Annotated in this window: 14 protein-coding genes; 1 reads left to right on the top strand and 13 read right to left on the bottom strand. The window is 31.9% G+C overall.

Annotation, left to right across the window (positions count from 1 at the left end; translation table 11 throughout):
- Positions 1 to 3: 3 nt before the first annotated feature.
- The 5 genes from mutS to LRR82_RS07295 all read right to left on the bottom strand — a co-directional run bounded on the left by mutS (position 4) and on the right by LRR82_RS07295 (position 6302).
- Positions 4 to 2502 carry a DNA mismatch repair protein MutS gene (mutS, locus tag LRR82_RS07275; protein ID WP_249028769.1) on the bottom strand — a complete coding sequence of 833 codons (2499 nt, stop codon included), beginning with the start codon at positions 2500 to 2502 and terminating at the stop codon, positions 4 to 6.
- Positions 2503 to 2566: 64 nt separating this feature from the next.
- Positions 2567 to 3064 carry an outer spore coat protein CotE gene (cotE, locus tag LRR82_RS07280; protein ID WP_249028770.1) on the bottom strand — a complete coding sequence of 166 codons (498 nt, stop codon included), beginning with the start codon at positions 3062 to 3064 and terminating at the stop codon, positions 2567 to 2569.
- A 47-nt stretch (positions 3065 to 3111) separates the two neighbouring features.
- Complete coding sequence (locus tag LRR82_RS07285) at positions 3112 to 4284, bottom strand: NAD(P)-dependent malic enzyme (protein WP_249028771.1); 1173 nt, start codon at positions 4282 to 4284, stop codon at positions 3112 to 3114.
- Positions 4285 to 4294: 10 nt separating this feature from the next.
- Positions 4295 to 5230 carry a type I phosphomannose isomerase catalytic subunit gene (locus LRR82_RS07290; protein ID WP_249028772.1) on the bottom strand — a complete coding sequence of 312 codons (936 nt, stop codon included), beginning with the start codon at positions 5228 to 5230 and terminating at the stop codon, positions 4295 to 4297.
- A gap of 16 nt (positions 5231 to 5246) precedes the next feature.
- The gene (locus LRR82_RS07295) at positions 5247 to 6302 is read right to left on the bottom strand and encodes an HAD-IA family hydrolase (protein WP_249028773.1); all 1056 of its coding nucleotides are present in this window, start codon (positions 6300 to 6302) and stop codon (positions 5247 to 5249) included.
- 103 nt (positions 6303 to 6405) lie between these two features.
- On the opposite strand from LRR82_RS07295, the gene LRR82_RS07300 reads away from it, so the two are divergent.
- Positions 6406 to 6606 carry a hypothetical protein gene (locus LRR82_RS07300; RefSeq protein WP_249028774.1) on the top strand — a complete coding sequence of 67 codons (201 nt, stop codon included), beginning with the start codon at positions 6406 to 6408 and terminating at the stop codon, positions 6604 to 6606.
- 73 nt (positions 6607 to 6679) lie between these two features.
- Here the strand turns inward: LRR82_RS07300 and LRR82_RS07305 are convergent, their stop codons facing one another.
- The 8 genes from LRR82_RS07305 to LRR82_RS07340 all read right to left on the bottom strand — a co-directional run bounded on the left by LRR82_RS07305 (position 6680) and on the right by LRR82_RS07340 (position 14635).
- Complete coding sequence (locus LRR82_RS07305; RefSeq protein ID WP_249028775.1) at positions 6680 to 7516, bottom strand: aldo/keto reductase; 837 nt, start codon at positions 7514 to 7516, stop codon at positions 6680 to 6682.
- Between the two features lie 9 nt (positions 7517 to 7525).
- The gene (locus tag LRR82_RS07310; RefSeq protein ID WP_249028776.1) at positions 7526 to 8371 is read right to left on the bottom strand and encodes an aldo/keto reductase family protein; all 846 of its coding nucleotides are present in this window, start codon (positions 8369 to 8371) and stop codon (positions 7526 to 7528) included.
- A gap of 79 nt (positions 8372 to 8450) precedes the next feature.
- The gene (locus tag LRR82_RS07315; RefSeq protein ID WP_249028777.1) at positions 8451 to 10211 is read right to left on the bottom strand and encodes a class I mannose-6-phosphate isomerase; all 1761 of its coding nucleotides are present in this window, start codon (positions 10209 to 10211) and stop codon (positions 8451 to 8453) included.
- Positions 10212 to 10224: 13 nt separating this feature from the next.
- Positions 10225 to 12006 (bottom strand): class I mannose-6-phosphate isomerase, encoded by a 1782-nt coding sequence (locus tag LRR82_RS07320; RefSeq protein WP_249028778.1) that lies wholly within the window; start codon positions 12004 to 12006, stop codon positions 10225 to 10227.
- Between the two features lie 69 nt (positions 12007 to 12075).
- Complete coding sequence (locus LRR82_RS07325; protein ID WP_249028779.1) at positions 12076 to 12903, bottom strand: PTS system mannose/fructose/sorbose family transporter subunit IID; 828 nt, start codon at positions 12901 to 12903, stop codon at positions 12076 to 12078.
- The gene (locus LRR82_RS07330; RefSeq protein ID WP_249028780.1) at positions 12900 to 13700 is read right to left on the bottom strand and encodes a PTS mannose/fructose/sorbose/N-acetylgalactosamine transporter subunit IIC; all 801 of its coding nucleotides are present in this window, start codon (positions 13698 to 13700) and stop codon (positions 12900 to 12902) included. Before LRR82_RS07330 ends, LRR82_RS07325 begins: the two co-directional genes overlap by 4 nt.
- A 2-nt stretch (positions 13701 to 13702) precedes the next feature.
- Positions 13703 to 14206 carry a PTS system mannose/fructose/N-acetylgalactosamine-transporter subunit IIB gene (locus tag LRR82_RS07335; protein ID WP_249028781.1) on the bottom strand — a complete coding sequence of 168 codons (504 nt, stop codon included), beginning with the start codon at positions 14204 to 14206 and terminating at the stop codon, positions 13703 to 13705.
- A 39-nt stretch (positions 14207 to 14245) separates the two neighbouring features.
- Positions 14246 to 14635, bottom strand: coding sequence for a PTS sugar transporter subunit IIA (locus tag LRR82_RS07340; protein ID WP_249028782.1), 390 nt, complete (start codon positions 14633 to 14635; stop codon positions 14246 to 14248).
- Positions 14636 to 14841: the final 206 nt, after the last annotated feature.

A 14841-nucleotide genomic window follows, 5' to 3' on the forward strand; every position in this document is an offset into this window, starting at 1 on the left:
CACCTACTTCCCAATCATTTTCTTTAATTCTATCAAAGTAGAAAGTGCATCTAATGGAGATAGAGCCATTGGATCTATCTGTTCTAATTGTTTTTCTATTTGACTTGTTTGTATTTCTATTATTGGTTGTTCTACCAATTTAACTTCAATATTGTTTGTTTCTAACATATTTAATAGTACATTTGCACGACTAATAATAGAGTCTGGTAATTTAGCTAATGAAGCAACATGAATACCATAAGACTTATTAGAACACCCTGGTAATACTTGGTATAAAAACACGAGTTTATCATTTTCAACGATTGCACTAGCATGGACATTTTCGATTCCTAGTCCTTGATCAGACAAGAAAGTTAATTCATGATAATGGGTTGAAAATAAAGTAATACATTTTATCTTAGAAGCAATATGTTCTATCATTGCCTGTGCAATTGCCATTCCATCAAAAGTGGCAGTACCTCTACCTATTTCATCAAATAGAATAAGTGAGTTTTCTGTTGCAAAATTAAGTGCATTGTTAGCTTCTAACATCTCCACCATAAAAGTAGATTGACCAGCCACTAAATCATCACTCGCACCAATACGTGTAAAGACTTGATCAAAGATTGGTAATTTAGCACTAGTTGCAGGGACAAAGCAACCGATTTGTGCCATTATCACACTTAGTGCAACTTGTCGCATATAAGTTGATTTTCCACCCATATTTGGACCAGTTATTAATTGAACTGGTGTAAGTTGTTGAATAGAAACATCATTACTAACATAACGTCCCTTTTCCATTACTTTTTCTATAACGCCATGACGACCTTGTGTAATTTCAATTGTTTTTTGTTCATTAAAAATAGGGCGTACATAACTATTATCACTACTAATACAAGCCAATGATTGATATACATCAATCATTGCTATTGTTTTGGCAATATCTTGTAATAGATGTACATCTTTTTTCAAGAATTCTCTTAATTCTTGGAAAATAGAGTATTCTAGCTTCATACTTTTATCTTGAGCATGAATAATTTTAGTTTCCATTTCTTTTAGTTCTGGAGTAATGAATCTTTCTGCATTGGATAAACTTTGTTTTCTTGTGTATTCAAATTCATCTTTTACAAAAGGAATATTTGCTTTCGTTACTTCAATATAGTATCCAAATACTCTATTATATCCCACTTTCAAACCTTTGATTCCAGTTCGTTCCCGTTCTTGTTGTTCAAATGTAGCTAACCAATTTTTTCCATGATTACGGATATAACGTAATTCATCCAATTCTTCATCAAAACCATCTTTAATAAAAGATCCTTCTTTGATTGATAATGGTGGATTATCTATAATTGCATCATCAATAGCCTTTGTAATATAAGATACATCTATTAAACGAGTTGCAATTTCTTGAACATCATGATCAGGGATACTTAGTAATTGTTCTTTTATTTCAGGGATTGTTTTTAATGTATTTCCAATCCATTTCATATCACGAGCATTTAGATTACCAAACGCTATTTTTGCAGATAAACGTTCTAAATCATATACCTCTTTTAGAACCTCTTTTAAACTTTCTCTTTGAATAAAGTGTAAATTTAAAATCTCAACGATATCTAATCTTTTTTCTATTTCTGCTTTTTTTACTAAAGGTCTTTCAATCCATTGTTTTAGATATCTTGATCCCATTGCTGTTTTTGTTTGATCTAATAACCAAAATAAACTACCATATTTCTCATTGTTTTTAGTATTTGTTGTTAATTCCAATGCTTTTTTCGTATATAAATCCATTGTTATATAAGCACTATGATCAATTACTTCTATATTTTGTAAATGCGATAATTCTCTTTTTTGGGTATCTAATAAATAATTTAATAACAGATTACATACTTTATGTTGTTTTAAGTCACTTAAATTATCAAATATTTTATCATATCCCGTTTGTGTTTCTTCTTTATCAAAACAAGAAACAACACAACTTCCAAAAGTTCTTTGTTGATTAGATAAACAAACTACTTCTAAAACATTCATAGCTTGTAATTGATTAATTAAATTATGTTCATTTTTTTCAATATTAACAACTTTAAATTCTCCTGTTGTAATATCACAAAAAGATAAACAATATACAAAATCAAACTCATAAAATGCTGCAATAAAATTATTCTTTTTATTCGCTAATGAATCATCAAATATAGTACCTGGAGTTACAATTTGAACTACTCCTCTTTCTACAATTCCTTTTCCAGGTTCACTTAATTGTTCTACTATTGCAACACGATGATTTAATTCAATCAAGCGTTGTATATATCCAGAAGCACTATGAAAAGGAACACCACACATCGGTACTCTTTCCTTTGCACCAGCATTTTTTCCAGTTAAAGCTATTTCTAATTCTTTTGATACAACCAAAGCATCATCAAAAAACATCTCATAAAAATCACCTAATCGAAACATTACAATATCATTAGGATGTTGTTCTTTGATTGATAAATATTGCATCATCATGGGACTATATTTTGGCTTCATTTCTTATTCTCCTACTACAAAATTCTTTACCATTATAACACAAAAGTAGGGCCTAAGGCCCTACTTAATCAATAAAACTATCATTTAATGAGACTAGGTTATCAATATCCCAAGTCTCTTCTTCTTGATGCACTTTAATACGTAAGGTTGCATCCCCTATTATTTGTACTAACATTTCTTTTTCAACTTCAATAACTAATTGATCATTCGCCAAACAAGCATCTACACACTTTGGTTCTAATGTACAAATAGCTTCTATCCCATCTTCATTATTAAAGATACGATTTTCTTTTTTTATTACTTCCATATCCTCTTGATAAGATATTTGTGTTTTATATAAAGCACAATTTTTACCATCTTCATTACTGTACCAAACATGTAAATCATAAACCCCGATCACTTGGGGAATCCCATTACTAATGGCAGCCTCATAACGATGACAACTTATCCAACATCCCAATATTTTAGTAACACCTTCTAATGAGAAGGTGTACTTTGTTTTGGTTCTTTTTTTGCCTTTTCCAATGATCGCACGAGTGATGATTTCTCGAATCTGATTCATTTTATTCACCTCTAGTTATCATATGAAAAAGTTTTAAAAAAATGACACTATCTTGTAATACCTAGCTCTTTTGCTTTTTTAGCAACCGCATTACTTACCGCATCACTGACACGAGTATCTAAAGCAGCAGGTATAATATAATCTGCTTTTAATTCGTCTTCTTTTACTAAACTAGCTAAAGCATAAGATGCAGCTAACTTCATTTCTTCTGTTATTTTTTTAGCACGAACTGATAAAGCGCCTTTAAATAAACCCGGGAACGCTAATACATTATTAATTTGATTTGGGAAATCAGAACGTCCCGTTGCCATAATTGCAACCCCTGCATCAATAGCGTCTTGATAAGAAATTTCCGGTTCAGGATTTGCCATAGCAAATACAATTGGATTCTCTTGCATTCCTTGAACCATTTCTTTTGTTAATACTCCCGGTGCTGAAACACCAATAAATACATCCGCTTCTTTTAAAGCTTCACTCATTGTCATTCGTTTATTTTGTTTATTTGTTATTTCCGTTAATTCTTTTGATAAGAAATCATATTTATCATTATCTTCTTTTAATAAAATACCATCAATATTAAAAGCATAAATTTCTTTAACACCTAAAGCATGTACCATTTTGATAATCGAACTTCCTGCTGCTCCTGCACCAGATACTACAATTGTAATGTCTTCCATTTTTTTATTTACAACTTTTAAAGCATTTATTAATCCAGCACTAACCACAATCGCAGTCCCATGTTGATCATCATGAAATACAGGAATATCTAACTCTTTAATTAATGTTCTTTCAATTTCCACACAACGAGGAGCACTAATATCCTCTAAATTAATCCCTCCAAAAGTTGGAGCTACTGCTTTACAAATTGAAATAATTTCTTGTGTATCTTGGGTATCTAAACATAGAGGAATTGCATCGATTCCAGCAAATTGTTTAAATAAAATAGCTTTCCCTTCCATTACAGGTAAACTTGCTTCTGGTCCAATATTACCCAATCCTAATACAGCACTACCATCACTAATAACAGCAACACTATTTGATTTCCAAGTATATTGATAAGCCATTTCTTTGTTTTTTGCAATTTCCAGGCAAGGTTGCGCAACACCTGGTGTATACGCTAAAGATAAATCTTCACTTGAAGTTAAAGGAACCTTTAACTCTACTGATAACTTCCCTTTTGCTTTTTCATGCATTTCCAATGATTGTTTATATATATCCATTCTTTTCTCCTTAAATTGTACAAACCATAACTGTCATTGTTCCATCTAGAACAAATTCTTTTTTATCAGCACATACGATACAATGACTACCAGCTTTTACTGCTTTTCCTTCTAATGTACCTTCTCCACTAACAACACTTACCATCATAAAAGGCATATCATTTTTAACTGTAGTAACTCCAGTAAGATCATATTTATCTACTTGGAAATATTTTGTAGTAGTCATATGTGTTTTTGTTCCATTTTCAATTGATTCTGCTTTTAAATCATCTCCAGCAGTAGAAACATATGGTACATTGGTTACATCGATAGATTGACGAACATGTAATTCTCTTTCATTTCCTTTATCATCTACTCGATGATAATCATATACTCGATAGGTAATATCTGATGATTGTTGTGCTTCATAAATTAATGATCCACTACAAATGGCATGAATAGTCCCTGTTGGAATCGTAAAAAAATCCCCTTCTTTTACTGGAAAAGCATTTAACAGACTATCATAATTATCATTTTCAATTGCTTCTACTAATTCTTCTTTCGTCTTAGCATGATGGCCCATTACCATCTTAGTTCCTTCATCTGCTCCCAGTACATACCAACACTCTTCTTTTCCTAATGAATTTTCATGTTCTTTTGCATATTCATCATCTGGATGTACTTGAACAGATAAATCATTATTAGCGTCAATTATTTTTACTAACAAAGGAAATTGATCCCCTTCTAAATTTCCAAATAGCTCACGATGATCATTCCATAATTCTGATAATTTCTTACCAACAAATTCACCTTCACTAATAACACAATCCCCATTTTTATGAGCTGATAAAGCCCAACATTCTCCTGTTTTATCACTAGGAATATTATAACCGTATACTTCTTTTAACTTACTTCCACCCCAAATCATTTCTTTAAATACTGGGTCCATCCATAAAATACCACTCATTTTCATTCTCCTTCTACTAGTTTTTATTTACAACTATTATACCACGTTCCATTAAATATTTGGTAGTAATTCCATGCCCTTTTATTAGTTTTTTTCCAAACGTACCATCATAGACAATATCTTTACCACAGCTTGGACTTTTCGATTTTAAAAGCACTTCATTGATAGCGTTTTCTTGAATTATTTCAAAGCATTTTTTAGCTCCTTGAATAAATTCATACGTTTTATCTACCCCTAATTGATTTATTACTTTGTCTCCTTGTATTTCACAACTAATCCTTGGAATAGGTAACCCTCCAAGTACTTCAGGACATATACACAATAATCTATTCTTCTTTAAATCTTCCTCTATATCTTCCAAACCATTATCCTTACCATCATAACGACAACAATGACCCGCTAAACATGCACTAACTGCTTTTGTTGGTGTTTCTAACTGATTTACTAATTCAACCATTTGACTAGGGTGACAAATCACTTCTCTTGCCCCTGCTTTTAAAAGTTCTGCCTGGCTACGAAATCCCCAAGTTACACCTATTCCATAAACACAACCATAAAAACTAGTTAACATATCTACATCACTATCACCAACATACACAACTTCCCCATGCTTGCAAGATGCTTTCTTTCTGATTGTATCTATCATATAACTATTAGGTTTTCTAGGATATTCTTTGCTACTACCATACACTGCCATAAATGTATTACTAAATAAATGGTTCACAATTCTAGTAGCCAAATCATGTGGTTTATTTGTTGCAACAGCCAACAAATAACCTTGTTGTTTTAAATCTTCTAGCATTTTATAAATACCATCATAAACTACCGTTTTATCAAAACAATGCTCGTTATAATATTCAAAAAATAAAGACTTTGCTTCTTCTTTATATTCTTGTTTTTCTCCTAATGCCTTCTCTATCAAAACATCAACACCATTTCCAATAAATTGTTTATAGGCTTCATAAGGATGTGTTTCTAACCCAATACACTCCAATGCATAATTCACTGCATTTGCAAGATCATACAAAGAATCAATCAATGTTCCATCTAAATCAAAGATACATAACTTCATAGTGCCACCTCCTTTACCCATCATACTCTCACTTCTATCATCAAACAAGCTTCTTTTCTTTTTTTTATACATATGCTAGAATAAAGTATATGAGGTGAGGAAGATGAACAAAAAGAGCACAATTTTCATGGAATTAGGGACTGTATTAGGGATGGCTATCGCATTAGTTTTCACCATTATTTTTGTCTATATCATTAAACAATATACAAATACTGTTCCTTTTCTATTTATTGGTTTTGCAATAATCGGAAGAGTCATTGGATATGGTTTAGATACTATTGTTAATAAATCAAATAATCATTAATGAAAAAAGCGGAAATTCCGCTTTTTTTTCTCTCATTAATCTCAGGGAGGAGATAATGTGAGAAACAATTCATTTATTCAAACAAGATATAATCACTATCCTTGTATGAACCACCACAGGTATCGATTGCATCGATAATTTCCATATCTTCTTGACTAATTATAAAGTCTAATTGAAGATTTTCTATCATTCTATCTTTTGAAACACTTTTAGATAGTGGTAAAACATCATGTTGTAATGCATATTGAATACATAATTGAGATAAACTAACCCCATATTTATTAGGTATCTCTTGCAACTTATCACATTGGAATACCCGTCCATTTGCTAATGGACTGTATCCAACAACAACAATATTATGTTGTTTACAATATTCTCTTAATTCATTATGTAAACATGATGGATGAAATTCAATTTGATTTACCATTGGTAAAATCATAGCACTTTCCATAATTTCTTGCAAATGATGGATTTTAAAATTACTAACACCAATTGATTTAATTCTTCCTGCATTGTATAAATCTTCCATCGCACGCCATGTTTCTTTATTAGATGCAATATAGGTATCATTACATCCTTTTGGTACAGGCCAATGAATTAAATATTGGTCCAAATAATCAACTCCTAAATCTTGACAAGTTTTCTCGAAAGCAGCTATTGTTTCATGATATCCTCTTACTGAGTTCCATAATTTACTAGTAATAAAAATATCCTCTCTTTTTACACCACTTAACTGTATTCCTTGACCCACTTCTATTTCATTATCATACTTAGCGGCGCAATCCAAATGAGTAAAACCGCATTGCAATGCATCACACACTGCTTGTGATGTAACATTATTTTCTGCTTTCCAAGTACCAAAACCAATTTTTGGCATTTCTAATCCATTACTTAAAATAAATTTTTCCATTATATTACCTTAACTTTCATATGGGATATTATCACTGTCTTTTAAAGAACTTTCACAAGATGTGATAGCATCAATTGCTTGCATGTCTTCATCACTAATAACAAAATCTAATTCTAAATTTTTCTTTATTCTCTCATTTGTTATGCTTTTTGCAAGAGGGATTACATCATGTTGTATCGCATATTGAATACAAATTTGTGCTAAAGATACTCCATATTTTTCAGGAAATGGTTTTAATTCTTCACAACGGAATACTCTACCGTTTCCAAAAGGACTATATCCTGTAATTTGAATTCCTAATTTTTTACAGTATCCTCTTAATTCATGATGTAAACAAGAGGGATGGAATTCAATCTGATTTACCATCGGAACAATCTTAGCACTTTCCAACAATTCTTCTAAATGATGAATTTTAAAATTACTAACACCAATAGACTTAATTCTACCTGCTTCATACAAGTCTTCCATTGCTCGCCAAGTTTCTTTATTAGATTCAACATAGGTATCATTACACCCTTTTGGAACTGGCCAATGAATTAAATACTGATCTAAATAATCTACACCTAAATCAGAACATGTTTTTTCAAATGCAGCAATAGTTTGATCATATCCTCTTGCATTATTCCATAATTTGCTAGTAATAAAAATATCTTCTCTTTTTACACCACTTTTTTTAATCCCTAATCCTACTTCTTTTTCATTTTTGTAAATTGCAGCTCCATCTACATGGCTATACCCACATTGTAAGGCATAACAAACAGATTCTACTGTCACTTCTGGTTTTTCACCTGGGCAACAAGAACCAAAGCCAGGAGCAGGCATTTCCAACCCATTTCTCAATTTAAACATTTTCATAAATATTCTCCCATATTCCAAAAACAAGAGTGAATATGTTCTCTCTTGTTCTTGGTTTTATTTTATTTTGTCAAAAATATTATTCGTAAGCATTTCCCATATCCATAAATACTTCTAGGATAGCTAATTCTTTTTCAGGCTTCCCTACTGGACGTACAACGAATTGTCCACAACTAGCAGGAACATATACCGCTTCTGCATATCGAATTGGCATTGGTTCAAATGAACCATCCACACTTTCAATACTAGCTTCATCCCCTTCGACTAAGATCATTAATGTAACACGATCATTTGTTTCAAAGAATACACTTTTTGTAAACCAATAACGATCTACTGTTAATAATTCTAATTCCATTGTACCACTATGTTCTTTTCTCCAACCAGTTCCTCTAGCAATTTCAGAACGTTTAGAAACTAAATGATCCATTACATATTTAGTTTGGAATTTTTCTTGAATTACTTGAGAACCACGTTCAATATTAATTGGTCTAGGTTTTCCATCTGCATCAATACGTCCCCAGTCCCATAATTTAAATGTTTGATATCCAATTGGGTTAATTTCTAGAACTACTGTATCTTTACCAGAACAGTGAATTGTTCCACTAGGAATAAAGATATGATCATGAGTTTTCATAGGAATACGATTAATCCATTTTTCATCATCGAATTCACCAGTAACTTGAGCTTCCTTGAAAGCTTCTACTAATTCATCAACATTCACTCCATCTTTTGTTCCTAAATATACTGATGAATCTTCTGTCGTATCCATCATATAATAACTTTCATAATGTCCAAAATGATTATTAAATACATCATGAGAATAAGCAATATCTGGATGTACTTGTAAGCTTAAGTTTCCTCCACCCCAAGTATCTAAGAAGTCACATCCGATTGGGCAGTTATAGCCAAACCAGAAGAAGTTTTGATTTCCTAAGAATTCAATTGGTTGATAGTGATAAATATCTCTACCTACTACTCTAAATTCATTATCTCCAATTTTTGCTAACGCACTTTGATGATTTGTCCAACCATGCATACCCCATGCACTGTTATCATTTTCTAAACCACCACCTAATACATCTTGACACCAATGTCCACCCCAAATACCTCTATTAAAGAAAGTATCTAATTTAAATGGAGTTGATGCAAAAGTTCTTAATGTTTGACGATAATCTTCACCACTTGTCATTAATGGTTTTTCAATATCATCCCCATCAATTACAAAATCCATATCTTCAAAAGATCTTCTTTTATGACGATCTAATAAAATTGATTCTACGAAATTAAATGTTTTTTCTTTTGTTAATGGATCTTCATCAGGATTGTCCATAGCCCAGTTTGTTAACTCTCCAAAATATCCACTTTTAACTCTTTGGATAGTGATATTGTTATAAACAAAGATATCACCTTTTGTAATAACAGCTGCTCCAACACCATAAACTACTGTTAAACCATCAAATCCTTCAATTTCAGCTTTTGTAGCTTCTACTTTTGCTTCATCGAAATATTCATCCACATGCCCTAAAGCAAACACACCATTAATTCTATCGTCAGTAATATATGGACGATAAATTTTTTCTTGGAATTTTTCTTCACTAATTAAAACACTGTCACTACAAATAACATGATCTGGATTTAATTTTTCTATCACTTCACTAATAATTTTTGCATTATCAATATCATAATAATAATCAATTACTAATACACATTTTCCTGCTTTTTCATCAATTTTACTTTTAATAACATCTCTAATTTCATCATACCCTGTCCAAGAAACTGTCCCAGGTACTGGTAAAACTGGATGTAATTCAAAATTTCTTCTTTTTCTAGTCAATGTCATATATCATTACCTCCTAACAGTTTACATATACTTCTAGAACAGCTAATTCTTCACCAGCTGATTTTCCATAAGGACGAATAGTGTATTGTCCTGCTGCAGGTGGTACAAAGACAGCTTCTGCATAGTGCATAATCATTGGTTCAAATTCACCGTCTAAACTTTCAAGAATTGCTTCTTCACCTTCAACTAATACATGAATCATGATGCAATCATTTGGATCAAAGTGAACTGCATTTTTAAACCAATATCTATTTACTTCCATTGGTGATTCAAATGTATTTGTTCCACTTCTTTCTTTACGCCAACCATGTCCACAAGCAATTTCTTGTTTTTTAGAAATAAATTGATCTTTTATCATAGTAGTTTGGAATTCTTCTTGGATTACATTTTTACCATGATCAATATTAATTGGTCTAGGTTTTCCATCATAATCAAGACGACCCCAATCCCATAATTTAAATGTTGTAAATGAGAATAAATCGATTTCTAATGTTAATGTATCTTTTGCAGAAGAATGAATAGTTCCTCCTGGGATAAAGATATGATCATGTTTTTTCATTGGGAAATTATTAATCCATTTTTCATCATCAAACTCACCAGTAACTTGTGCTTCTTCAAAAGCTTCTACTAATTCATCTAATTTAACACCATCTTTTGTTCCTAAATATACAGAACTGTTTTCACATGCATCTAACATGTAATAACTTTCATAATGACCCCATTTAGAGTTAAATTCTTCTTGTGCATAAGAGATAGTTGGATGAACTTGTAAACTTAAGTTTTGACCACCCCAAGTATCTAAGAAATTCACATGTAAAGGACATCTGTATCCATATAGATACCAAATTTTACGTCCTAATGTTTCTTTTGGTGCGTATTGAACTAAATCTGTTGATGGGAATTCAAATAATGCATTATCTAACTGTGCCGCTACAGCTTGCCAATCTAAATAACCATGAACACCCCAAGCAGAGTTTTCTAAACCTTCTGCAACACCTAATACTTTTTGAGCCCAGTTACCACCCCAAACTCCAGCTAAGAAAATAGGGATAGGTTTGAATGGACTTGTTGCAAATTTCATAACAACAGTATCAAACTGACTTTGTGTAAGCATAACTACATCATCATCTCTATTAAAGTCAACAATGTAATCACATTCTTTCATCATTTTTCTTTTATGTTTATCTTGAACTATACATTCAACAAATAACCAACGTTTTTCTTTTCTTAAATAATCTTCATCATAGTTTTTAGCACCCCAGTTATCCAAACCTTCTTTCCATTTATCTTTGATAGTTTGAGAACTGATATTACCGTAAACTAATACATCTGGATTGCACACTAAACTAGCAGCAACACCGTGCACTACAACTAAACCTTTTGCTTCTTCTATTTGTTTTTTAGTTGCTTCAATACATTCAGGATCTAAGAAATCTGCAATTGTTCCTACAATATACACCCCATTTACACGATCTTCTGTGATATATTGAGCAAATTTTTTAGATATAATACTTTCATCATATTTACAATCATCGCCATCAACAATAAGTGATGGAGATAATTTATTGGCAATTTCTTTTACCAAATTTTCATTAATACCATGATAATAGTCAATACAAACTACTACTTTTTCTTTGTTTAAAGACCCAATTTTCTTATTCAATTCTTCAACAATTGCATCAATACCTTTTGTTGCAACAACTCCTGGTACTGCTTTTACTGGGTATTTATCAAAATTTGGAACTCTGTTTTCTACTTCGTACATTTTTCTAACATGACAATAAAATATTGTCATAACTCCTTTCCTACTTTTTTATAATAAAAGGGTTACTAGAATCTAAAGTAACCCTTTTTTTGTTTTCTACTAAATAATTCCTGCTACTGTACAAACAGTTGCGAATACTAATAAAGTTAAAATTAATTTAATTGCACTGAATTTTTTGTATTTCAATAAATAATATCCTACTAAAACTAAACACATAGGAATTAATTTAGGGAAAATTGCATCAAGTTGACTTTGAATGTTTACTGTATTAGTTTCACTAACGAATTCAGTAACAACATTGAAAGATACGAAACTAGCAGTAATTGATCCTACTACTGTAAGACCTAGAACAGATAAAGCTTCTTGGATCTTTGCCATTTTCTTTCCTAATAAATCTTTAGCAGCATCACGTCCAATTTGATATCCTTGAGTGAAGAATATTCTAGACATAACTAAACATGAACCAAAATACATTACGATTGCGAAGATTGCTCCAAGTGGGCTACCTCCAGCAGCTAAACCGATACCAATACTTAATGCGATAGGAGTAATAGTTCCTTGGATAACTGCATCACCGATACCAGCTAAAGGTCCCATTAAACCAACTTTAATATTATTTACAAATTCGTCTGAAATGTCAGCACCTTTTGCAATTTCTTCTTCTACAGAAGCTACGATACCATTTGTGATTGAACCAAAAATTGGATTTGTATTATAGAATACTGAATGACGTTTCATTGCAGCAACCATTTTTTCTGGATCATCACTGTAATATTTTTCAAAAATTGGTAACATTGATAATAAGAAACCTGGTTGTTGTAAACGTTCAAACCCGAATACACCTAAGTTATATTTGTACCAGAAGTACCAAACCTTATCAAGATCTTTTTTTGTTAAAGGTTCTACTACTTTTTCTGTTGAACTCATAATAATTCATCCTCCTCATCTACTGTCCCAACTGATTGACTACCAGATTCAGCAGTGAACATATAATACATAACAGCTAAACAAGTACCGATTACTGCTACAGCAGTCATGTCTAACCCTAAATATCCTATACATACGATACCTAAAACATAATAAATAATGAATTTTGTTTCTTTTAATGTATAAGTTAACAAGATTGAAACCCCAACAACTGGTAAGATACCACCTAAGTTACCTGCAATATCTAATACTAATTGAGGTACAGCAGCTAAGAAATCAGCAGCGAATGCATTTCCTAACATTACAGTTGTGAAAGTTAAACCAAAACGAACAACAAAGCTTGTCACAATTGGTAACACTTTGTAAGTGAATTTTAATTTTTTAACATCATTTGCTTCAATACATTTATCACCTAAGTTATAGAATACAGAACAGAATACTTCATAAGCTGTAAATACTGCAGCTCCTAATACCCCAATTGTTGCTGCTAAAGCAACTGCAACTTCCGCATCTGCCCCAGCAATCATTGCAAGTGCAATTGATGGATAAGAAACGAATGCCATATCTGCTACAGCTACCCCACCAATTAACGCATTTCCTAAATACATTGCTTGGATTGCAGCTCCGATGATAGCACCAGTAGCCATATCTCCTAAAATAATACCAACGATAACCCCACCAACTAATGGTTTTGATAAACAGTCTGCCCAGATAATCCCAAATGGTTGAGGGTTTTCTACTGAACCAAACCAACATGCGATACCTATTAACGCGGCTTGTAATACACTAACTTCCATGTTTATTTTCCTCCTTCATAAACTTTCTTGGCTTCCGCCCAATTTAATCCTTTTTCATCTGGAGTTAATTTGAATTTTAATTCAATGTTTTGTGAATCCAGATATTCACAATATTCTACATCTTTCTCTGAAAGGTAAACATTATTATATGCACGTATAGTATTAGGCGCTTTACTTGCAGTACCGAAAATAATTTCATTACCGAAGTCTACCCCTCTTTTTTTAAGTTCATATAATTGTTCCACTTTTTTTGCAACTAGATAATAATTCTTTTTACCTTCAATAGCTTTCGGTATTTTTTCTACCGCTTCGTCTACACCAAAGATATAAACTTTCTTTCCTAACGCATTACCAGCTTCAGTAAATATTTCTGTTAAGAAACTGTCTTCGAAAAACTTATCATCTACAACTAAGATGATTGCATCTCCAACACGAACCTTTGTCCATAAAACAACTACTTGTCCATGGATTAAACGGTCGTCAATTCGTACTAAACTAAGTGCCATTATAACGCCTCCTTTTCATGATATACCTGAATCATGATCTTACAATTTTTTTACTGCAGTTTTACCAGTTTCCATAGCTTGGTTTACCAAATCTTCCGTACTCATATCTGTTTGTGAGAAAATCGCCAATTCAATTACCATTGCTAGGTTCATTCCCGCAACTACCGCATAGTCAACTTCATGTTTACGTATATAACGGAAACATTCGTTGTACGGTGTAGCGTTTGGTATGTCAGTAACAATAATTATTTCGTCAAATGTTTCATTCATTTTTGAAATTTTATCTTCTAACGCAGCTCGAAAGCTTTCTACACCATCTTCGCCTAGAGATATGGTATCCACCACTTCTTGGGGTCCCATAATCATTTCTAAACTGTCTTTCACTCCTACACACATTGTAGAATGACTCACTAATAAAATCCCTCTCATAGATTCTCCTTTCTAACCTCCCAATTAATGAAAAGATTGTGATGACCAACAAACATCAATACATCATGTTGTTGTAATGTAGTAACATTACAACTATTATAGCACATATGTAAGCGGTGTCAATCATGTTTTCATTAATTTATGTACTTTTTGTGAATTTTTTATAATGACTTTTTATCTTGTCGCAAAATAAAAAAGAGGTTCTA

The sequence above is a fragment of the Tannockella kyphosi genome (assembly GCF_021054785.1).
In the GTDB taxonomy this organism is placed as follows: Bacteria; Bacillota_I; Bacilli_A; order Erysipelotrichales; family Coprobacillaceae; genus Tannockella; species Tannockella kyphosi.

What these genes read in the sequence shown, in the direction of transcription:
- LRR82_RS07285 (WP_249028771.1), bottom strand. Translation starts at nt 4,284, where the DNA reads ATGGATATATATAAACAATCATTGGAAATGCATGAAAAAGCAAAAGGG.
- LRR82_RS07325 (WP_249028779.1), bottom strand. Translation starts at nt 12,903, where the DNA reads ATGAGTTCAACAGAAAAAGTAGTAGAACCTTTAACAAAAAAAGATCTT.
- LRR82_RS07295 (WP_249028773.1), bottom strand. Translation starts at nt 6,302, where the DNA reads ATGAAGTTATGTATCTTTGATTTAGATGGAACATTGATTGATTCTTTG.
- LRR82_RS07340 (WP_249028782.1), bottom strand. Translation starts at nt 14,635, where the DNA reads ATGAGAGGGATTTTATTAGTGAGTCATTCTACAATGTGTGTAGGAGTG.
- LRR82_RS07300 (WP_249028774.1), top strand. Translation starts at nt 6,406, where the DNA reads ATGAACAAAAAGAGCACAATTTTCATGGAATTAGGGACTGTATTAGGG.
- cotE (WP_249028770.1), bottom strand. Translation starts at nt 3,064, where the DNA reads ATGAATCAGATTCGAGAAATCATCACTCGTGCGATCATTGGAAAAGGC.
- LRR82_RS07330 (WP_249028780.1), bottom strand. Translation starts at nt 13,700, where the DNA reads ATGGAAGTTAGTGTATTACAAGCCGCGTTAATAGGTATCGCATGTTGG.
- LRR82_RS07305 (WP_249028775.1), bottom strand. Translation starts at nt 7,516, where the DNA reads ATGGAAAAATTTATTTTAAGTAATGGATTAGAAATGCCAAAAATTGGT.
- mutS (WP_249028769.1), bottom strand. Translation starts at nt 2,502, where the DNA reads ATGAAGCCAAAATATAGTCCCATGATGATGCAATATTTATCAATCAAA.
- LRR82_RS07320 (WP_249028778.1), bottom strand. Translation starts at nt 12,006, where the DNA reads ATGACAATATTTTATTGTCATGTTAGAAAAATGTACGAAGTAGAAAAC.
- LRR82_RS07310 (WP_249028776.1), bottom strand. Translation starts at nt 8,371, where the DNA reads ATGAAAATGTTTAAATTGAGAAATGGGTTGGAAATGCCTGCTCCTGGC.
- LRR82_RS07290 (WP_249028772.1), bottom strand. Translation starts at nt 5,230, where the DNA reads ATGAGTGGTATTTTATGGATGGACCCAGTATTTAAAGAAATGATTTGG.
- LRR82_RS07335 (WP_249028781.1), bottom strand. Translation starts at nt 14,206, where the DNA reads ATGGCACTTAGTTTAGTACGAATTGACGACCGTTTAATCCATGGACAA.
- LRR82_RS07315 (WP_249028777.1), bottom strand. Translation starts at nt 10,211, where the DNA reads ATGACATTGACTAGAAAAAGAAGAAATTTTGAATTACATCCAGTTTTA.